Annotated in this window: 14 protein-coding genes and 1 tRNA gene; all 15 read left to right on the forward strand. The window is 36.1% G+C overall.

The genetic code is table 11. The features are described 5' to 3' along the window. The first annotated feature begins 91 nt into the window (after positions 1-91). A complete protein-coding gene (gene rpoB / locus CCON33237_RS03495; protein ID WP_054196408.1) occupies positions 92-4,237 on the forward strand; it encodes a DNA-directed RNA polymerase subunit beta in 4,146 nt (1,381 codons plus the stop codon). After that, entirely contained in the window at positions 4,224-8,738 is a 4,515-nt protein-coding gene (gene rpoC / locus CCON33237_RS03500; protein ID WP_054196409.1) for a DNA-directed RNA polymerase subunit beta', read from the forward strand. Before rpoB ends, rpoC begins: the two co-directional genes overlap by 14 nt. A gap of 122 nt (positions 8,739-8,860) precedes the next feature. Continuing rightward, positions 8,861-9,250, forward strand: a complete 390-nt coding sequence (locus tag CCON33237_RS03505; protein WP_054196410.1) for a DoxX family protein — start codon at positions 8,861-8,863, stop codon at positions 9,248-9,250. Between the two features lie 131 nt (positions 9,251-9,381). Next, positions 9,382-9,780: a 30S ribosomal protein S12 gene (rpsL, locus tag CCON33237_RS03510; RefSeq protein ID WP_021090705.1), complete on the forward strand. Its 399-nt coding sequence runs from the start codon at positions 9,382-9,384 to the stop codon at positions 9,778-9,780. A gap of 78 nt (positions 9,781-9,858) precedes the next feature. Continuing rightward, the gene (rpsG, locus tag CCON33237_RS03515) at positions 9,859-10,329 is read left to right on the forward strand and encodes a 30S ribosomal protein S7 (protein WP_021090980.1); all 471 of its coding nucleotides are present in this window, start codon (positions 9,859-9,861) and stop codon (positions 10,327-10,329) included. A 12-nt stretch (positions 10,330-10,341) separates the two neighbouring features. Further along, positions 10,342-12,420 (forward strand): elongation factor G, encoded by a 2,079-nt coding sequence (gene fusA, locus CCON33237_RS03520; RefSeq protein ID WP_021090828.1) that lies wholly within the window; start codon positions 10,342-10,344, stop codon positions 12,418-12,420. Between the two features lie 79 nt (positions 12,421-12,499). Further along, positions 12,500-12,576 (forward strand) — tRNA-Arg (locus tag CCON33237_RS03525). A 375-nt stretch (positions 12,577-12,951) separates the two neighbouring features. After that, complete coding sequence (locus CCON33237_RS03530) at positions 12,952-13,329, forward strand: rhodanese-like domain-containing protein (protein ID WP_021090898.1); 378 nt, start codon at positions 12,952-12,954, stop codon at positions 13,327-13,329. A 149-nt stretch (positions 13,330-13,478) separates the two neighbouring features. Continuing rightward, the gene (locus CCON33237_RS03535; protein ID WP_054196411.1) at positions 13,479-13,913 is read left to right on the forward strand and encodes a Dps family protein; all 435 of its coding nucleotides are present in this window, start codon (positions 13,479-13,481) and stop codon (positions 13,911-13,913) included. An 82-nt stretch (positions 13,914-13,995) separates the two neighbouring features. Then, complete coding sequence (locus CCON33237_RS03540; protein ID WP_054196412.1) at positions 13,996-14,583, forward strand: hypothetical protein; 588 nt, start codon at positions 13,996-13,998, stop codon at positions 14,581-14,583. A 132-nt stretch (positions 14,584-14,715) separates the two neighbouring features. Then, positions 14,716-15,153 (forward strand): hypothetical protein, encoded by a 438-nt coding sequence (locus tag CCON33237_RS03545; RefSeq protein ID WP_054196413.1) that lies wholly within the window; start codon positions 14,716-14,718, stop codon positions 15,151-15,153. Positions 15,154-15,408: 255 nt separating this feature from the next. Then, positions 15,409-16,683: a major outer membrane protein gene (locus CCON33237_RS03550; protein ID WP_054196414.1), complete on the forward strand. Its 1,275-nt coding sequence runs from the start codon at positions 15,409-15,411 to the stop codon at positions 16,681-16,683. Positions 16,684-16,775: 92 nt separating this feature from the next. Further along, positions 16,776-17,333: a c-type cytochrome gene (locus tag CCON33237_RS03555; RefSeq protein WP_054196415.1), complete on the forward strand. Its 558-nt coding sequence runs from the start codon at positions 16,776-16,778 to the stop codon at positions 17,331-17,333. A gap of 45 nt (positions 17,334-17,378) precedes the next feature. After that, positions 17,379-20,474 carry a cytochrome c biogenesis protein CcsA gene (locus tag CCON33237_RS03560; protein ID WP_054196416.1) on the forward strand — a complete coding sequence of 1,032 codons (3,096 nt, stop codon included), beginning with the start codon at positions 17,379-17,381 and terminating at the stop codon, positions 20,472-20,474. After that, complete coding sequence (locus CCON33237_RS03565) at positions 20,475-20,906, forward strand: hypothetical protein (protein ID WP_054196417.1); 432 nt, start codon at positions 20,475-20,477, stop codon at positions 20,904-20,906. Positions 20,907-21,452: the final 546 nt, after the last annotated feature.

The raw sequence follows: 21,452 nt of genomic DNA on the forward strand, positions 1-21,452 counted from the left end.
AAGAGAGGGCACAGGCTCTCTCTTTTTTAAATTTTAGATGCCTTGTTAAAAGGCTATACTTTTCTTTCAAAATTACCACGAGGTAGATGCAATGTTAAATAGCTTATACTCAGGAAATCGTCTTAGGGTTGACTTCTCTAATGTCGTTAAGGAGATAGACGTTCCGAACCTACTACAACTACAAAAAAAGAGTTTTGATAATTTTTTAAATCTAAATAACAATCAAACTGAAAGCGGTATCGAAAAAGTTTTTAAGTCGATTTTCCCTATACATGATCCGCAAAATCGTTTGACTTTAGAATATGTTAGCTCAGAAATTGGAAAACCAAAATATACGATCAGAGAGTGTATAGAAAGAGGTCTTACATACTCTGTAAATTTAAAAATGAAAATACGCCTTATAGTCCATGAAAAAGATGATAAAACTGGTGATAAAGTTGGCGTAAAAGATATAAAAGAGCAAGAAATTTTTATACGTGAAATTCCTTTGATGACAGATAGAATTTCATTTATTATAAATGGTGTTGAGCGTGTTGTTGTAAATCAACTTCATAGAAGCCCTGGCGTTATCTTTAAGCAAGAAGAGAGTGCGACTGTTGCAAATAAGCTGATCTACACCGCTCAAATAATTCCGGATCGCGGATCTTGGTTGCACTTTGAATATGATACAAAAGATATTTTATATGTTAGGATAAATAAGCGCAGAAAAGTGCCTGTAACTATCTTGTTTAGGGCATTAGGATATAAAAAACAAGACATTATTAAGCTATTTTATCCAATACAAAATTTAACAATTAAAAATAATAAATTCTTAACTCTTTTCAACCCAGAAGATTATCTAGGAAGAGTTGAGTATGATATAAAAAATGAAGAGGGCGATGTTCTTCATCAAGCTGGCAAGCGCCTAACAAAGAAAAAAGCTGATAAATTAATCGAAGATGGCGTTAAATTTGTTGAGTATCCGATCGAGGCGCTTATTGGTAGATATTTGGCAAATCCTGTGATAAATACAGAAAGTGGCGAAATTTTATATGACACACTATCTGCTCTTGATGAGAATAAACTTGCGAAAATTTTAGCTGAGCATGAAAGCATTGAGATCATTAATAACTCTGCTGCCGGTGTTGACGACGCTATCATAAATTCATTTATTGCTGACAACGATATGCTTAAAGTTTTAAAACAAACTGAGAGCGTTGATGACGAAAATGACCTTGCTGCTATAAGAATTTATAAGGTTATGAGACCAGGAGAGCCAGTTGTAAAAGAGGCCGCAAAGAGTTTTGTAAATGATATGCTATTTAACCCTGAGAGATACGATTTAACAAAAGTTGGTCGTATGAAAATGAATCATAAGCTCTCACTTGATGTACCAGAATATGTTACTTTACTAACAAGTGAAGATATCATAAAAACTGCAAAATATCTTATAAAAGTTAAAAATGGACAAGGTCACATTGATGACCGAGATCACCTTGGCAACCGCCGTATAAGATCAATCGGCGAGCTACTTGCTAGCGAACTTCACCTCGGTTTTGTAAAGATGCAAAAGGCTATCCGCGATAAATTTACAAGTTTAAGTAATAATACCGAAGAGATTATGCCATACGACCTCATTAATCCAAAAATGATTACTGCAACAATTATGGAATTTTTCACAGGTGGACAGTTAAGCCAGTTTATGGATCAGACAAACCCACTTAGCGAAGTTACTCACAAGCGCCGTCTATCTGCGCTTGGCGAGGGTGGCTTAGTAAAAGAGCGTGCTGGCTTTGAGGTGCGTGACGTTCACCCAACCCACTACGGCAGAATTTGTCCGGTTGAGACTCCAGAAGGTCAAAATATTGGTCTTATCAATACGCTTTCAACCTATGCAAAAGTGAATGATCTTGGCTTTGTTGAAGCTCCTTACAAAAAAGTTATAGATGGCAAAGTGACTGATGAGATAGTTTATTTAACCGCAACTCAAGAAGAGGGCAATGTTATAGCTCCAGCATCAACTAAACTTGATGAAAATGGACACATCGTTGAGGACTTGATTGAGGTTAGAAAAGATGGCGAGATGATGCTTGCCCGTAGAGAAGATGTTACTTTGATCGACCTTTGTTCTGGTATGATAGCTGGTGTTGCGGCTTCACTTATTCCATTCCTAGAGCATGATGATGCTAACCGTGCTCTTATGGGTTCAAACATGCAACGTCAAGCAGTACCACTACTTCGCTCAACTGCTCCTATTGTTGGAACAGGTATGGAAAGCGTTATTGCAAGAGATGCGTGGGAAAGCGTAAAAGCAAGACGTAGTGGCGTGGTTGAAAAGGTTGATAATAAAAATATCTTTATTCTTGGTGAAGATGAAGCTGGTCCATATATCGATCACTACTCTTTAGAGAAAAATTTAAGAACAAACCAAAATACGACATTTTCACAACATCCGATCGTTAAAAAGGGCGATGAGATCGAGGCTAATCAAATCATAGCTGACGGCCCAAGTATGGAAAAGGGTGAGCTAGCTATCGGTAAAAATGCACTAATAGCATTTATGCCTTGGAATGGCTATAACTACGAGGATGCGATCGTTATTAGTGAAAAAATGATACGTGAAGATGCCTTTACAAGCGTTCATATCTACGAAAAAGAGATCGAGGCTCGTGAGCTAAAAGATGGTGTTGAAGAGATAACAAAAGATATACCAAACGTCAAAGAAGAGGAACTTATGCACCTTGATGAAAGTGGTATTGTTAAAATCGGTACAGAGATCAAGCCTGGCATGATCCTTGTTGGTAAAGTATCTCCAAAAGGCGAGGTTAAACCAACTCCGGAAGAGAGGCTACTACGTGCTATCTTTGGTGAAAAAGCTGGCCACGTGGTAAATAAATCGCTATATGCTTCAGCTTCGATGGAAGGTGTGGTTGTTGATGTTAAAATTTTCACCAAAAAAGGTTATGAAAAAGATAGCAGAACAAATAAAGCTTACGAAGAGGAGAAGACTCTTTTAGAAAAAGAACATCATGATAGACTACTTATGCTAGACCGCGAAGAGATGCTAAAAGTTACAGCACTTCTTTCTAAAAATCCACTAGCGAGTGATCAAGAGGTAAATAAAAAAGAGTATAAGAAAGGCTCAAAGATCAATAAGGCTGATCTTGAAAATATAAATAGGTTTACTCTAAATGCTATCGTTAAAAGCTTTTCAAAAGATATCCAAAAGAAATATGACGAGCTAAAAAATTACTTCCAAAACGAAAAGAAAAAGCTCAAAGAAGAGCACGATGCTAAAATAGAAATTTTAGAAAAAGACGATATTTTACCAAGCGGCGTTGTAAAACTTGTAAAAGTTTATATAGCTACAAAACGCAAACTAAAAGTTGGCGATAAGATGGCTGGACGTCACGGAAACAAAGGTATCGTTTCGAATATAGTAAGAGAAGTCGATATGCCTTATCTTCCAAGCGGTCAGATCGTAGACATTGTGCTAAACCCACTTGGTGTTCCAAGCCGTATGAATATCGGTCAAATTTTAGAGAGCCACCTTGGTCTTGTTGGCTATCGCTTAGGCGAGCAGATCAATGAAATTTTCGAGACCAAAAAAGGCGAGTGGATAAAAGAGCTAAGAGCTAAGATGATAGAAATAGCAGGCGTTGCCAAGCTAATGGACGCTAAAAAAGCTCTTAGTAAGATGAGTGACGAGAAGCTTCTTGAATATGCAAAAGATTGGAGTAATGGCGTAAGATTTGCAACTCCGATTTTTGAAGGCGTTAAGGCTGACGAATTTGCAAAACTATTTGAGATGGCAAAGATAGATAGCGACGGCAAAACTGAACTATATGACGGACGCACAGGCTCAAAGATAAGAGAACGCGTTAATGTTGGTTGTATGTATATGCTAAAACTTCACCACTTGGTTGATGAAAAAGTTCACGCAAGAAGTACCGGACCATACAGCCTTGTTACACAACAACCAGTCGGTGGTAAGGCACTATTTGGTGGTCAAAGGTTTGGTGAGATGGAGGTTTGGGCACTTGAGGCTTATGGTGCTGCTCATACACTAAGAGAGATGCTAACTGTAAAATCAGACGATGTTGAGGGAAGACTTTCTGCTTACAAAGCTTTAACAAGAGGTGAAAACGTTCCTGAGACTGGTATCCCTGAGACGTTCTTTGTTCTAACAAACGAGCTAAAATCACTAGCTCTTGATGTAGAAGTATATGATGAGGATGAGACAAATGAAACTAACTAATTTAAAACCAGTTGAGATAAAAGAAGAGCATAGGCCTCGTGATTTTGAAGCTTTTCAACTTCGTTTAGCAAGTCCTGAGAAGATAAAATCTTGGAGTTACGGCGAGGTTAAAAAACCAGAAACCATCAATTACCGCACGCTTAAACCTGAGCGTGATGGCTTGTTTTGTGCGAAAATTTTTGGACCGATCCGTGACTACGAGTGTCTTTGTGGCAAATATAAAAAGATGCGTTATAAGGGCATTAAGTGTGAAAAATGCGGTGTTGAAGTAACTACATCTAAAGTTCGCCGCTCTCGCATGGGTCACATCGAGCTTGTAACTCCAGTGGCTCACATTTGGTATGTAAATTTCTTGCCAAGCCGTATTGGTGCACTTCTTGGTATTAAGATGAAGGATCTTGAGCGCGTACTTTACTATGAGGCATACATTGTTGATAATGCTGGCGAGGCTTATTACGACAATGAAAATTCTAAAAAAGTTGAAAAATACGACGTTTTAAATGAAGAGCAATATCAAAGCCTAGCTTCAAGATATGAAGAGACTGGTTTTACAGCTAGAATGGGTGGTGAGGTCATCTATGACATGCTAGCTGAGCTTGATTTGATGGAAATTTTAAATCAACTAAAAGAAGAGATGGAGTCTACAAATTCTGAGGCTAAGAAAAAGACTATCGTAAAACGCCTAAAAGTTATCGAGAGCTTTTTAAATTCAGGTAACCGCCCAGAGTGGATGATGATAACAAATTTACCAGTTCTTCCACCTGATCTTAGACCGCTAGTCAGCCTTGATGGTGGTAAATTTGCTGTTTCAGACGTAAACGACCTATATCGCCGTGTAATAAATAGAAATAGCCGTCTAAAGCGTCTACTTGAGCTTGACGCACCTGAGATCATTATCAGAAATGAAAAGAGAATGCTTCAAGAAGCTGTTGATGCGCTATTTGATAATGGCCGCAGAGCAAATGCAGTAAAAGGTGCAAATAAGCGCCCACTAAAATCACTAAGTGAGATCATTAAAGGTAAGCAAGGTCGCTTCCGTCAGAATTTGCTAGGTAAGCGTGTTGACTTCTCTGGACGTTCTGTTATCGTCGTTGGTCCAAAGCTAAAGATGGATCAGTGCGGTCTTCCAAAGAAGATGGCTCTAGAGCTATTTAAGCCACATTTGCTTGCTCGCCTAGAAGAAAAAGGCTATGCAACAACTGTTAAGCAGGCTAAAAAGATGATAGAAGATAAGACAAATGAGGTTTGGGAGTGCCTAGAAGAGGTCGTTAAAGACTATCCAGTTATGCTAAACCGTGCTCCAACACTTCACAAACTTTCTATCCAGGCGTTTCACCCAGTGCTTGTTGAGGGCAAGGCTATCCAACTTCACCCGCTAGTTTGTGCGGCGTTCAACGCAGACTTTGACGGTGACCAAATGGCTGTTCATGTGCCACTATCACAAGAGGCTATCGCTGAGTGCAAAATTTTAATGCTTAGCTCAATGAACATCTTGCTTCCTGCAAGCGGTAAGGCTATCACAGTTCCTTCACAAGATATGGTTTTAGGAATTTATTATTTAAGCCTAGAGAGAAATGACGAAAAAGGCGCAAATAAAATTTTTTCAAGCGTTGATGAAGTAATGATTGCTGAAGAGGCTAATACTCTTGGTCTTCATGCTAAAATCAAGACTATGGTTGATAATAAGATCATCTTTACGACGGCTGGTCGCTTGATTTTAAGAGCAATACTTCCTGATTTTGTTCCTGAAAATATGTGGAATAAGATTATGAAGAAAAAAGATATCGCAAATTTGGTTGATTATGTTTATAGAAATGGTGGCCTTGAAGTAACGGCCAATTTCCTTGATAAGCTTAAAAATTTAGGCTTTAGATATGCGACAAAAGCGGGAATTTCTATCTCTATTGCTGATATAATCGTGCCTGATAGCAAGCAAAAATATATTGACGAAGCTAAGAAAAAAGTTCGAGAAATTCAAAAGCAATACGGCGCTGGTCTTTTAACAGATAGTGAGAGATACAACAAGATCATTGATATCTGGACAGATACAAACAACAGCGTTGCAAGCGAGATGATGAAACTTATCCAAAACGATAAAGGTGGATTTAACTCAATTTATATGATGGCAGACTCAGGTGCGAGAGGTAGTGCAGCACAAATTCGCCAGCTAGCTGGTATGCGTGGTCTTATGGCAAAACCTGATGGTTCGATCATTGAAACACCGATCATTTCAAACTTCCGTGAAGGTCTAAACATAATGGAGTACTTTAACTCTACCCACGGAGCTAGAAAAGGTCTTGCGGATACTGCGCTAAAAACAGCAAACGCTGGTTACTTAACAAGAAAGCTAATCGACGTTGCTCAAAATGTTAAAGTCACAATGCATGACTGCGGTACGCACGAGGGTGTTGAAATCACAGATATTACTGAGAGTGGCGAGCTAATAGAAAGCCTTGAAGAAAGAGTATTGGGCCGTGTTTTAGCAGATGATGTGATCGATCCTATAACAAATGAAATTTTATTTAGCGAAGGCACGCTACTTGATGAAGAAAAAGCTAGAGCTATAACTGAGGCTGGTATAAAATCAGTAAGCATTAGAACACCTATCACGTGCAAAGCACCAAAAGGCGTTTGTGCAAAATGCTATGGCTTAAACTTGGGCGAGGGCAAACTTGTAAAACCAGGTGAAGCAGTTGGTATTATCTCAGCTCAGTCTATCGGCGAGCCAGGTACGCAGCTAACACTAAGAACATTCCACATCGGTGGTACGGCTTCTACTGAACAACAAGATCGCCAAGTAATCGCTCAAAAAGAAGGTTTTATCAGATATTACAACCTTAATACTTATGATAATGGCGATAAGAAGATCGTTGCAAATAGAAGAAGCGCAGCCGTGCTACTTGTTGAGCCAAAGATTAAATCAACGATTGATGGCAAAATAGAGATCGAATATGCCCACGAAGATGTAAATATCGTGATAAAAGGTAAAAAAGAAGAGGTTAAATATACAATTAGAAGAAATGATCTTGCTAAGCCAAACGAATTAGCTGGTGTTAGCGGAAAGATCGAAGGAAAGATGTATATACCTTATGTAAGTGGCGATAAGGTAAAAGAGAATGAAAGTATCGTTGAGATCATAAAAGAGGGTTGGAATATCCCAAATCGTATCCCATACGCTAGTGAACTTAAAATTTCAGACGGAGATCCTGTAACTCGTAAAATTTTAGCTGACGCAAATGGTGTGGTTAAATTTTTCATATTAAAAGGTGATTATCTTGATAGGGTTAAAGATATCAAAAAAGGTCACAAAGTAACTGAAAAAGGCTTCTTTGTAGTTGTTTCTGATAAAGATGGACGTGAGGCGGTTCGCCATTATATCCCAAGAAATTCTATCATTCAAGTTTCTGATAATGATGCGGTTGAGAGAGCGACAGTAGTTTCATTACCTGAAAAAGATGATAAGTTGATTATTGCCGAGTGGGATCCATACTCAACTCCAACTATTGCTGAAGAAGCCGGTGTGGTTAGTTTTGAGGATATTGAACCAGGATATAGTGCGACTGAGCAAGCAGATGAGGCGACTGGACAAAGACGTCTTGTTATCAACGAGTATTTGCCAAGCGGTGTAAAACCTGCGATTATTATCGCTACTAAAAAAGGAAATTTAATTAAGTATCCGCTTGATCCAAAAACTGCGATCTTTGTTTCAAGCGGAGATGAAGTAGCACAGGCTGATATTTTGGCTAAGACTCCAAAAGCTGTCGCTAAGTCAAAAGATATTACTGGTGGTCTTCCAAGAGTTAGTGAGCTATTTGAAGCAAGACGCCCTAAAAATACAGCTATCGTTGCAGAGATTGATGGCGTGGTTAGATTTGACAAGCCACTTCGCTCAAAAGAGCGCATAATTATCCAAGCCGAAGATGGCACAACTGCTGAGTATTTGATCGAGAAAAGTCGTCAGATACAAGTAAGAGACGGGGAATTTGTCCATGCTGGCGAGAAACTAACTGATGGGCTAATCTCAAGCCACGATATTTTAAGAATTCTTGGCGAAAAAGCGCTTCATTATTATTTGATTAGCGAGATTCAACAAGTTTATCGTCGCCAAGGTGTTGCGATCGCAGATAAACATATCGAGATCATCGTCTCTCAAATGCTTCGCCAAGTCAAAATCGTCGATAGCGGAAATACAAATTTCATAGTTGGCGATATGGTCTCAAGAAATAAATTTAAAGAAGAGAACGAGCGCATCATGAACATGGGTGGTGAGCCAGCTATTGCTGAGCCGATCTTGTTAGGCGTTACAAGAGCAGCTATCGGAAGTGATAGTGTGATCTCTGCTGCATCGTTCCAAGAGACAACTAAAGTCTTAACAGAAGCATCGATTGCTGCTAAATTTGACTATCTTGAGGATCTAAAAGAGAATGTTATCCTTGGACGTATGATCCCGGTTGGAACTGGTTTTTATAAGGATAAAAAAGTAAAAATCAAAGAAAACTAATACTTCAAGCCCCTATTTTTGGGGCTTAACCTCTTTATAGAATTAAATCGATTAAAAATTTACAAGCTATTAATTATCACCTAATAAAATCCTTATCTTTGAAATCACATCATGGAGAATTTATGAAAAACATTGATCTTGGACTTTTGTTTATACGTTTAGGACTTGGTATCTGCCTTTTTATGCATGGTTTTGGTAAAATTTTACATGGACTTAGTGGGGTAAAAGGTATATTGGTAAATGCTGGTTTGCCTGGATTTTTGGCATATTTTTCTTACCTTGGAGAGGTCTTAGCACCCATTATGTTAATTATTGGTTTTTATTCAAGAGTAGGCGCTATCCTAGTTTTAGGTACTAGTATTACTATTTTATACTCGTACTATGGATTTGCAAATTTATTTGCATTAAATGAGGTTAATGGCTTTAAATCGGAACTTATCTATCTTTATATTGCTATTTCACTTTGTATTCTTTTGATAGGTAGTGGCAAATATGCTGTCAAACAAGACTAATACAAAATAAAGACGGCAGAGTTTTTATAAAATCAAGAATTAGATGAGTAAGTCTAACTTATTAACCGTTATTTAAGTTTATTTTAAATAAAATTAGGTCTTTTTAATAAATTTAGTTGAAAGGAATTATTGTGCCAACCATAAATCAATTGGTCAGAAAAGAACGCAAGAAAGTGACTGTTAAGTCAAAATCTCCAGCGTTAAAAGAGTGCCCTCAAAGAAGAGGAGTTTGCACTAGGGTTTATACTACGACTCCTAAAAAACCAAACTCAGCTTTGAGGAAAGTTGCCAAAGTTAGGCTAACAAGCGGTTTTGAAGTCATCAGCTATATCGGTGGTGAAGGTCACAACCTACAAGAACACAGTATCGTTTTAGTTCGCGGCGGTAGGGTTAAAGACTTACCAGGTGTTAAATATCACATCGTTCGTGGTGCACTTGATACTGCTGGTGTTGCAAAAAGAACAGTTTCTCGTTCTAAATATGGTGCGAAACGCCCTAAAGCTGGCGCTGCAGCTGCAACAAAAAAGTAAAAATTTAGGTTCGCAGACTTTGCTAAAATTTGCAAACGTTTGAGTAAAATTTCATAAAAATTTGAAGGAAAGATCAAAATGAGAAGAAGAAAAGCCCCTGTAAGGGAAGTCTTGCCTGATCCGATTTACGGAAATAAAATAATCACTAAATTTATTAATTCTCTTATGTATGATGGCAAAAAAAGCGTCGCTACTGAGATAATGTATGGTGCTATTAAAGCCATAGAAAAGAAAAATGCTGAGGTTAAAGGCATCGACGTTTTTAACGATGCTATTGAAAATGTAAAACCTATTCTAGAAGTTAAATCACGCCGTGTTGGTGGTGCTACTTATCAAGTACCAGTTGAGGTTCGCCCAGCTCGCCAACAAGCTCTTGCTATCCGCTGGCTTATAACTTACGCTAGAAAGAGAAGCGAAAGAACTATGATAGATAAACTAGCAAATGAGCTCTTAGATGCGGCAAACTCAAAAGGTGCATCTTTCAAGAAGAAGGAAGATACTTACAAGATGGCAGAAGCTAATAAAGCATTTGCTCACTACCGCTGGTAAGAAAGAATTAATATGGCAGAAAGAAAAACGCCTTTACATAAGGTAAGAAATATCGGTATTGCGGCTCATATTGATGCTGGAAAGACAACTACTAGTGAGAGAATTTTATTCTTTACTGGCATGAGCCATAAAATAGGTGAGGTTCATGACGGCGCTGCTACTATGGACTGGATGGAACAAGAAAAAGAGCGTGGTATTACTATTACTTCAGCTGCAACTACGGCATTTTGGAAGGGTTATCAAATAAACCTAATCGACACTCCGGGACACGTTGATTTTACTATCGAAGTTGAGCGTTCTATGCGTGTTCTTGACGGTGCTGTTTCAGTATTTTGTTCTGTTGGCGGTGTTCAGCCACAATCAGAAACTGTTTGGAGACAAGCAAATAAATATCACGTACCAAGAATCGTTTTTGTTAATAAAATGGATAGAATAGGTGCAAATTTCTTTAGAGTTGAAGAGCAGATCAGGGAAAGACTAAAAGCAAACCCAATTCCTATTCAAATTCCTATAGGTGCTGAGGATAACTTTAGAGGTGTGGTTGACCTTGTAAGAATGAAAGCTTACGTTTGGAATGATGAGAAAAAGCCAACTGACTATGTTGAAGAAGAAATTCCAGCTGAAGTTAAAGATAAAGCAGAGGAATACCGTGCAAAACTAATCGAAGCAGTTTCAGAGACAGATGATAGCTTGATGGAGAAATTTTTTGCTGGTGAAGAGTTAAGTGAAGAAGAGATTAAAAAAGGCATAAAAGCAGGCTGCTTGAGAATGACTATCACGCCTATGCTTTGCGGAACTGCGTTTAAGAACAAAGGTATCCAACCTCTACTTGATGCTGTTGTTGATTATTTACCAGCTCCAGATGAGATCGCAGCGATAAATGGTGTTTATGAAGATGGCGCTGAAGTGACTGTTGAAAGTACAGATGATGGCGAATTTGCCGCTCTTGCGTTTAAGATTATGACTGACCCATTTGTTGGACAGCTAACATTTATCCGTGTTTATAGAGGGAGCCTTGAAAGTGGTAGCTATGCTTACAACACAGTTCAAGACTGCAAAGAGAGAATCGGTCGTTTGCTAAAAATGCACTCAAATAAACGTGAAGAGATTACTGAGCTTTTTGCTGGTGAGATCGGCGCTGTTGTTGGTCTAAAAAATACTCTAACAGGCGATACTCTAGCAAGTGAAAAAGATAAAGTTATCCTTGAAAGAATGGACTTCCCAGAGCCAGTTATTAGTGTTGCAGTTGAACCAAAAACAAAAGCAGATCAAGAAAAAATGGCGATCGCTCTTCAAAAACTAGCTCAAGAAGATCCAAGCTTTAGAGTTAGCACTGATGAAGAGAGTGGTCAAACTATTATTAGCGGTATGGGTGAGCTTCACTTGGAGATCATAGTTGATCGTATGCTTCGTGAATTTAAAGTAGATGCTGAAGTTGGACAACCACAAGTTGCTTATCGTGAAACTATTCGTAAGACAGTTGAGCAAGAATATAAGTATGCTAAACAATCAGGCGGTCGTGGTCAATACGGTCACGTATTTTTACGTATTGAGCCGCTTCCAGCTGCTAGTGGATTTGAGTTTGTTAATGATATCAAAGGTGGTGTTGTTCCAAAAGAATATATTCCAGCCGTTGAAAAAGGTTGCAAAGAGGCACTTCAAAGCGGTGTTCTTGCTGGTTATCCAGTTGAAGACGTTAAAGTTACACTATTTGATGGTAGTTACCATGAAGTTGACTCGTCTGAAATGGCATTTAAGCTTGCTGCTTCAATGGGCTTTAAGGAAGGTGCTAGAAAAGCAGGTGCTGTTATTCTTGAGCCTATGATGAAGGTTGAAGTAGAAACTCCAGAAGAGTATATGGGTGATGTTATAGGCGACCTTAATAAACGCCGTGGCCAAGTAAATTCAATGGATGATAGAAATGGCGTAAAGATCATTGCAGCTTATTGTCCATTGGCTCAAATGTTTGGCTATTCAACAGATCTTCGCTCAATGACTCAAGGCCGTGCAACTTATTCAATGGAATTTGATCACTACGAAGAAGTTCCTAAAAACGTAAGTGATGAGATCATTAAAAAAAGAAATGGCTAATTAACCAAAGAAGGGCAGAGTAATCTGTCCTTCAAAAATTATTTATTCTGATAAAATCTATCTACAAAATATATGAACTGTCCTCATAGCTCAGCTGGATAGAGCGTAGAATTCCTAATTCTAAGGCCACAGGTTCGAACCCTGTTGGGGACACCATTATATAATCATCTTTATAAAATACAAAATACTCAAACAAGTATATACTAAAACGTACAATTAAGATATAGCAATTTATAAAAAATATTCTTATGCTGATCAGCAAATAGAGTAAAAGAAAAAATAAAAAGAATAAACTTTTAAAAAAATAAGATCACTAAAATCAAAGAAAAATTTTTAAAAATGTAATGGCAAGTGAATATATTTTTATCAATCTAGTCGGTTTATCTATATATGCATTCGTAGTAGGTTTAGCTTTTTTATCAATACGTTATATTATTAATTTTTATCTAAACTAATAAATTTTATCAACAAAAATTTTTATATATTTAATAATCCGTGCTAACATTTCGAAAATTTATTTAAGGAGAGTAGATGAAAAAAATTTTACTTTTAGGAGCTGTTTGTTGTATGTTGTCAGCTGATGTTAAAACCGTTAATATAAGCCCAGATGAGATCAAAAAATATGATCAGATTATCGATATAAGAACTCCATCTGAGTGGCAAGAGACTGGCGTTATCGCAGGTGCAAAGACTATAACTTTTAATCCAAACGATAAGAGTGCATTTTTAGAGGAGCTTTCAAAGGCAGTTGATATCAAAAAACCTATTGCTCTTGTTTGCAGAAGTGGCAGAAGAAGCACAGCAGCTGCAGCAGCGATAGATAGCTCAGATCTTAAGATAATAAATTTAGATGGAGGTATGAGCAGTTTGATCGAGCAAGGCTACAAAACTACACCATATAAAAAATAGAAAAATTTATGATTCTACGTTTGACTACAAGATAATTTTATTTTGTAGTCAAATTTTATATCAAATAATAAAATTTATTATTTGATTAACCGCTGATTAACTCTAGCTATATATAATTTCATCATATTTACAATAAAGAAGGAGACAAAATGTCAAAAGTTATTTTACAATTAAATGTTATTCAGGCTGATGCAAATGCACTTTATATTAAATTTCACGATCTTCACTGGAATGTAAAAGGTATTCAATTTTTTAGTGTTCATGAATACACAGAAAAAGCTTATGAAGATATGAGTGAGATATTTGACGATACAGCTGAGAGAGCTCTTATGCTTGGTGGTAGACCTATCGTCAAGGCTGAGGAGCTAGCAAAAGTTACTCATATCAAACACGAGCCAAAAGAAATTTACACTCCAACTGAGGTTTTAGAGATTGTCTTGGCTGATTATAAACACCTTTTGGGCGAGTTTAAAAAGCTTGACGAGCTTGCAGAAGGTGATACAACAACTCAAATGTATGCACAAGATCAAATCGCAAAATTTGAAAAAGCCATCTGGATGCTAAACGCAACACTTAGCAAATAACTACTAGCGGGAGTTTTCCCGCTCTATCTAAATAAATTCTACTTTTTGGCGATATTGATTTTATAAATTTTAAGGAGCCAAAATGAAAATTTCTCAAATCGCAAACTCATATAATAGTTCAAGTATAAAAGAAAATGTAAAATCAGAAATTTCGCTTCATAAAGAAGAAAAAGGTATCTCTAAAAAAGAGTCTGAAATTACAAATTTAACAGCCAAAGACATTTCAAATAGCTATTTTTTCCAGTATCAAAAAGAGATTGTTAAAAGTAGTAGTTCAAATTTACTAGCCCAAGGTAGCTTAAGCTTTAATGCGCCTAAAAATTTATCAGAAATTTTATCAGGACTTGATCTTGCAAGTACCGGCTATAACGGTAAATCTTTAAACGAGCTAAGTAGTGACGAGGCAAATGATCTTATTAGCGAGAATGGATTTTTTGGTATCGCAAATACGGTTGATAGGATAGCTAGCTTTGTGTTAAATGGTGCAGGTGATGACGTAGAAAAACTAAAAGCTGGTAGAGAGGGTGTGGCAAAGGGTTTTGAGGATGCGAAGAAAATTTGGGGAGGTGAGCTTCCTGAAATTTCTCAAAAGACTATTGAAAAGACCCTTGAGAGTCTTGATAAAAAGATCGCCGAGCTTGGCGGTAACGTTTTAAATGTTTCAGCTTAACTATCTTAGGCAGGCTCACCTAAGATAAATTTATATGATTTGCATATAAATTTAGATACGAGCCTTTAATTTCCCGCAAAATTTATTTAATCTTAAAAGTTATACTTCGCCGTTTTACACTAAGGAGAACAGATGAAAGCTAAAATTTTACTTCCACTTACAACTGCTATCATGTTTTTGGGTTGCTCATTTTTTGAAGACAATCCACCAGTACGAAAACAGCCAAGACAGGTCATGCAAAATACACCAGCAAAAAGCTCGATCAAAGGTTTTATAAAAGAGGTTACTTATAAAGATTCAAAATACTGCTATGAAATATTGGCGAGCGATACAAAAAACCACAAACTCAATAAAGCAAATTTTTGTGCAAATAGATACTATTATGATAAAGGCGACTTAGTCTATGCGACTTTTTATGCAGATAAACTTATAGATATGCTTCTTATAAAAGAAGGTGGCTCTAGTGGCTTATATAATGGTATAAAAAAGCCACAAAATGAAGTCATTATTAAAAGAAAAAATGTAAAAACAAATATCGAAGTGCCAAAAGAGGAAAAAATTTCTTTTTAATTACCGTTGATTTACTGCTTGCTTATATAATTTAAACAGCAATCAAAACTAGAACTCCTTTTAAGGGGCAAAGCAATAGCCCCTTTTTCTTTTTACTCCTTTAAAATTTCGTCCTTGTTTTATTTAAAATTATCAACTTTTATCTATTTTTGATTAATTACGGTAAACGATCGGTAACTGGAATTAAAAATTTTAAGCTTCATGTTAAATTTTATTGATTATAATCGTCGACACAAAACCTTAAAAGGAGAAAAAATGAAACTAACAAAAATTAGTTTAGCCACTTTGGTTGCTTTAGGTGCATTTTCAAGCGTAGCAAGCGCTACTCCACTTGAAGAAGCTATAAAAAATGTAGATCTTTCAGGATTTGCAAGATATAGATATACAAACGATAAAAAACACGGTGAGTTTTCTAATACAAAATCAGAGTCTGGCTCAAAAGCTGGTCATCAATTTAAAGCAGTAACAAATTTTAAAGCTGCTATCGATGATAACTTCTTTGGTGTTATTGGTTTAAGATATAACGCTACTGATAAATCTGGTGATAATACTCAGGGCAATCAAGGCTCTAGAGGCACTGGTACAGATAAAACAAATACAACCAATGCCTTTGAAGTTCATCAGTTCTATCTTGGTTATAAAGCCGGAAACACTACTATAACAGCTGGTAAGCAAGAGATTGGCTCGTTCTTTACAGATGATGCTATCGCTACTGGTGTAAGAGTAGTAAATGAAGATGTTGAAGGACTAACACTTACTGCTTTAGCTTTTGATGCAATTGAGGGTGATAGTGTTGAGAGTGATGGAGATCTATATGTAAATACTGGTTACTTAAATATTTATGATGTTGGTAATCTATATGCAGCTGGTATCGCTGGTTCATATGATCCTATCAATTTCCAACTATGGTATGCTAGCCTAACAAATCTAGCTGATCTACTTGCAGCTGATGTTTCAGCAAATTTTGCTATTAATGATGATGTTAGCTTAGGTGGTAGAGTTAACTATATAAATACTACTGTAGATAAAAGTGCAAAAGCACATCTTTCTAAAGGTATAGATGAATCTAATGGCGTTGCAAACTATAATGATGGTAACTTCTATGCTGGCGAACTTACAGCTTCACTATTTGGCTTTGATTTGAGAGCTGGTTATATGGGTTGGAAAGTTGATAATAAAGGTGTAACATCATTTGCTCTTGAAGATAAAGGTAGTCTAATAGATGTTGGTGAGCTTACACTTGATCCAACTTGGGCCGATGGAAAAGCAAACCTAGTATATGGAACAGCTGGATATACATTTGATAAATTTACAGTTGGTGTTGATTACATAAAAGGCCACATTAAACACGCTGCAGCTGCTGGCGAAAATGGCAAAGAAAAAGTTGAAGAGGTTACTCCAAGATTTGCATATGAGTATAGCAAAAAGCTAACATTTAGCTCATACTATGCATTCAAAACTTCAAAATTTGCTGATGAGGCTAAAAACAAAGAAGATCAATTCAGATTTGAAGCTAAATACTCATTCTAATCGTAGCTCATTAATCAACTTATGATATAATCCCGGGTCGGAGCAATCTGATCCGGGATTTTTAAATTTAGAGCAAAATTTCAAGGAAAGTTATGAAAAGTATTAAAATTTCTTTTTTGGCGTGTTTTTTGGTGGCAAATGCCTTTGCAGCTTCACAAGTCTACTATATAGAAGCTCGTGGTGAGTTTGGTAAAGAACTTGCTGAAATGGCAAAAAAGCAGGCTAATGATAGAAATGAAAAAGTAAATGTCTATGTCGATGAAGATCCAAGACGTTATAAAGATAATAGAATTTTAAAATTAGGCGTTGATAGAAAGGGCAGATATAGTGTTTCTTTAGGTAGGGAACTTTATGAAAAGCAATGCGCTAGCTGTCATGGTGAAAATGCTGATAAAAGGCCATTTGGTTCAACGCCTCTAAAAAATATGGATGCTAAGGATATTGAAGATAGTATCATCTCTTATAGAAGTGACTCAAGTTTTGGTGGAAGCGGTAAAAATGTAATGCAAAATCAAGCTAAAATTCTTTCAAATAATGATCTTGGCGCGATTCTTGCCTATCTAAAAGGTAAAGATGCATTTGCTGAACAAGATGCAAATGAAAACAAGCCAGTCTCTACCCAAACAAAGCAAGGCAGTTATTTAAGATAAGTTTTACTTTGATAGCTTTGTCATAATATAAATAAAAGGAAGCAGATGTTAAATCCAAAATCATTATTTTTAAGTATGGGCTCAGCTATCATTTTGATGATAATCTTTGCCATAGCTAGTGGAGCCGCTACAATAATAGAAAGTAAAACTAGCACAGAATCTGCATGGTACTATATTTATGGTGCCAGCTGGTTTGCTCTCATTCAACTACTTCTTGGCATAAATTTGACCTATAATATCTTTAGATATAACTTAATCGATCCCAAAAAACTTCCTTCGCTTATCTTTCATCTTGGTTTTATAGTTATCTTAATCGGTGCTGGCATAACAAGATATCTTGGCTTTGAGGCTGATATGCATATAAGAGAAAAAACTCAGTCAAATATCGTTACGACAAAAATATCCTATTTAAATTTAACCGCTTTAAACGATAATGGAGAAGAGATAAGCGCTGCTTTGCCAATAGGACTTTCTGATGCAAAAAAAGGTTTTGATCTAAAACTAAAAATAGCAGATAATGAAGCTAATTTAAAATTTAAAGAATTTGTGCCAAATGCAAGTTATAAGTTTGTGGATGATAAAAATGGGCAACCAGTAGTGGAATTTGTGGTTTCAAACGAGAGTGAAAGTGAAGAAATCTTCTTATTAGAAGAAGAGGAGGCAAGGGTTGCAGATATTAGTTTTATCTTTAATGCTAAGCCAGACGAGAGTAAAAAATATGTACTTTTTAAATTAGTGGACGGAAATTTCACAGTTACTTCAAATACTGATCTTTCAAAATTTACAATGAGTGATAGCTCAAAAACTGAGTTAAAAGCTGGTAGCGTAAATGATTTTGGCATGGGTAGTCTTTATACTATTTCAAATATAAATTTTGCTCCAAGATTAGTTTCGACTCATGCTTCAAGAAAGCTAGTTAGCACAAAAGATAGCGAATTTAACGCCTTGATAGCTGAATTAAATTATAAAGGCGAGAGTAAAGAGATGCATATTTTTTATAACTTAACAGAGCCTTCACGCTTAGCTGTGGCTGGACAAAAATTTAACGCTTCATGGGGTGCGCAGCAAGTTAAACTTCCGTTTAGCTTATACTTAAAAGACTTTGAGCTTAAAAGATATCCTGGCTCAAATTCGCCTATGAGCTATTCAAGTGAAGTTATTGTAAAAGATGATACAAACATGTCGGGGCTTGACTATAAAATTTATATGAATCACGTGCTTGACTATGATGGCTATAGATTCTTCCAAAGCTCATACGATACAGATGAAAAAGGAACCATTCTCTCTGTTAATAAAGATCCGGGCAAGATACCAACTTACATTGGCTACTTTTTACTTGGACTTGGCTTTGTGTTAAATGTTGTAAATCCTGGTAGCCGTTTTAGAAAACTAGCTAAGTTAATCGATAATGAATCAACAAAAGACGGTAAAAAGGTTGTTGCTATCATTGCCATTATGCTTTTAAGTTTAAGTTTTAGCTCATTAAAGGCTGAAGACTTTTTGCCTAATATCAGCAAAGAGCACACACAAAAGCTTTCTAGACTTATTGTGCAAAGCTCAGATGGTAGAATGAAGCCATTTGACACTCTTAGTAAAGAAATTTTAAATAAAATACATAGAAGCGAGAACATAAATAGCCTAAACTCTAATCAAGCTATGCTTTCAATAATGGTAACGCCTGATTTTTGGCGAAATGAAAAAATTATCTCACTTGGACAAAGCAAGGAGCTAAAAAAAGAGCTTGGCATAGATGAAAATGCAAAATATGCAAGTTTTAATGATTTTTTTAGAGCCACAAAAGATGGCGGAAGTGAATATAAACTTACAAAATTTGCTGAAATTGCTAATCGTAAGCATCCTGGATCACGCAATACATTTGATAAAGATGTGATAAAGATCGATGAGAGATTGAATGTTTTTTATATGATATTTATTGGTGAAATTTTTAAAATTTTTCCAAAACAAGATGATCCATCAAACTCTTGGTATTCGCCTGCTAGTGCAATGATGTACTTTCCGCCTAAGGAGGCCGAACTAGTCATTAATATGATGAGAGAGTATTTTGCAGCAGTTGATGCAGCAACAAAAGATAATGATTGGAGTAAGGCTGATGCTACACTTGATAAAATTTCAGCCTATCAGCAAAAGTATGGCTCTGCTGTAATGCCAAGTGAAGAAAAGATAAATATAGAAATTTTATTTAATAAAATTCAAATTTTTGAGCGATTGACACCGGTTTATCTTTTAGCAGGCCTTGCGCTTTTATTTTTTGTTTTTGTCAAAATGCTAGCTCCAAAGGTTCAGATAAATGGCATTGTAAAGATTGTGTATATTATAAATTTACTAGCTTTTTTTGCTCATACTGTCGGACTTGGACTTCGTTGGTACATTGCTGAACATGCGCCTTGGAGTAACGCTTATGAATCGATGGTCTATATCGCTTGGGCTTTAGGATTTTCTGGTATCGTCTTTGCAAAACGTAGTCCTATCGCTCTTGCTCTTACGTCCATATTGGCTGGTGTTACATTATTTGTTGCGCACCTTAGCTGGATGGATCCACAGATCACTACACTTGTGCCAGTACTTCAAAGCTACTGGCTAACAATACATGTTTCTGTCATTACTGCAAGTTATGGATTTTTAGGGCTTTGTGCGTTACTTGGTGGCTTTACACTATTGCTTATTATTTTGCAAAATAAGAAAAAGCCAAATCCAGAAATTTCTCGTAACATCCTCGAAGCTACCCGTATAAATGAGATGGCAATGATACTAGGACTTAGTTTACTTACTCTTGGAAATTTCCTAGGCGGTGTATGGGCGAACGAGAGCTGGGGCAGATATTGGGGCTGGGATAGTAAGGAGACTTGGGCATTAGTTTCGATACTTGTTTATGCCGCAGTTCTTCATATAAGATTTATTCCAAGGCTAAACAACCAGTATGCATTTGCAGTGGCTTCATTCTTTGCTTATTGGTCGATTATTATGACTTATTTTGGTGTAAATTTTTATTTAGCCGGCATGCACTCGTATGCAGCTGGTGATCCATTACCAGTACCCGATTTTGTCTGGATTAGTATCGTAATAATGATACTTATGAGTGTTTTAGCATTTACAAAGCGCTCACTTTGCTCAAGGCTTTAGATGCTAATAAAAGGTCTAATAGTTTTCTTTATTATACTGCTATTAATTGCAATTTGTGCGCTAATCTATTTACTTTTAAGAAATAGGGATTATAGCACTGAAACAAAGGACCTTGCATTAGAAAAAGAAGAGATAACGATCGAAAAGCTTGAAAAGCTTGCGGGTGATAATAGTTTAAGTAAAAACGAGCTTTTCGAACTTATTCAAATCTTTGTAGGAAATTTTAGTATACCAGCCAAAAATAACCAAATCATGCCAAAAGAAGCAAATAACTATATAAATTTCATAATTTTAATCTGCTCTCATAAAAATTCTGATGCGAAGCTCATTAGTTTTTTAGACAAAGAGGCTAAAAAGAAAAATCCAAGCTACATTGTCGAAATAGAAGAGAGTGAAAAAATTGGCATAGAAAATCGCAAAAATCGTAGATAAATTTATTCAAAAAAGTGTAGTTAAAATATCTTAAAATCAAGTTTGGTCTAAAAATGGGTTCTTATGATTTTGATTCTGTGTACGTGATATTTTTTATTTTTTTTTCAATCGTATTGCCTATATTTTTGATAATTCCTACAGGTAGGTATAATATAAAGGTTTATGCGAGTAAATTTGATCTAATTGGACTTCATCTAATTTTTCCAATTATTATATTGCCTACTTTGGTAGGTACTTTTATTTTAGTTTGTAGCTTTTTAAATATTTCAGATTATACTGGTTTAAGCTTTGTGTTCTATGCTTTTTTGATTCTAATGATATCCTATATAATTTATGGCTTTTATGTTTGCATCAAATATAACTACGGCTTTTTTCATTGTATCGTAGCGCTTTTTTTAAGATTTAATTATGTTACCCCACTTATTTATCTGCTCTTTTTAGGCGGAAAAAACTACAAAGATGACAAAGAGATAACTTCTAAAAATATTAAAGACTTAAAATTTTTTGATCAGTTTAGATTTTCCATTTATAATTTAATTGCTATTA

Source organism: Campylobacter concisus (genome assembly GCF_001298465.1).
GTDB classification, from domain to species: domain Bacteria; phylum Campylobacterota; class Campylobacteria; order Campylobacterales; family Campylobacteraceae; genus Campylobacter_A; species Campylobacter_A concisus.

What these genes read in the sequence shown, in the direction of transcription:
- rpoB (WP_054196408.1), top strand. Translation starts at nt 92, where the DNA reads ATGTTAAATAGCTTATACTCAGGAAATCGTCTTAGGGTTGACTTCTCT.
- rpoC (WP_054196409.1), top strand. Translation starts at nt 4,224, where the DNA reads ATGAAACTAACTAATTTAAAACCAGTTGAGATAAAAGAAGAGCATAGG.
- CCON33237_RS03505 (WP_054196410.1), top strand. Translation starts at nt 8,861, where the DNA reads ATGAAAAACATTGATCTTGGACTTTTGTTTATACGTTTAGGACTTGGT.
- rpsG (WP_021090980.1), top strand. Translation starts at nt 9,859, where the DNA reads ATGAGAAGAAGAAAAGCCCCTGTAAGGGAAGTCTTGCCTGATCCGATT.
- fusA (WP_021090828.1), top strand. Translation starts at nt 10,342, where the DNA reads ATGGCAGAAAGAAAAACGCCTTTACATAAGGTAAGAAATATCGGTATT.
- CCON33237_RS03530 (WP_021090898.1), top strand. Translation starts at nt 12,952, where the DNA reads ATGAAAAAAATTTTACTTTTAGGAGCTGTTTGTTGTATGTTGTCAGCT.
- CCON33237_RS03535 (WP_054196411.1), top strand. Translation starts at nt 13,479, where the DNA reads ATGTCAAAAGTTATTTTACAATTAAATGTTATTCAGGCTGATGCAAAT.
- CCON33237_RS03540 (WP_054196412.1), top strand. Translation starts at nt 13,996, where the DNA reads ATGAAAATTTCTCAAATCGCAAACTCATATAATAGTTCAAGTATAAAA.
- CCON33237_RS03545 (WP_054196413.1), top strand. Translation starts at nt 14,716, where the DNA reads ATGAAAGCTAAAATTTTACTTCCACTTACAACTGCTATCATGTTTTTG.
- CCON33237_RS03550 (WP_054196414.1), top strand. Translation starts at nt 15,409, where the DNA reads ATGAAACTAACAAAAATTAGTTTAGCCACTTTGGTTGCTTTAGGTGCA.
- CCON33237_RS03555 (WP_054196415.1), top strand. Translation starts at nt 16,776, where the DNA reads ATGAAAAGTATTAAAATTTCTTTTTTGGCGTGTTTTTTGGTGGCAAAT.
- CCON33237_RS03560 (WP_054196416.1), top strand. Translation starts at nt 17,379, where the DNA reads ATGTTAAATCCAAAATCATTATTTTTAAGTATGGGCTCAGCTATCATT.
- CCON33237_RS03565 (WP_054196417.1), top strand. Translation starts at nt 20,475, where the DNA reads ATGCTAATAAAAGGTCTAATAGTTTTCTTTATTATACTGCTATTAATT.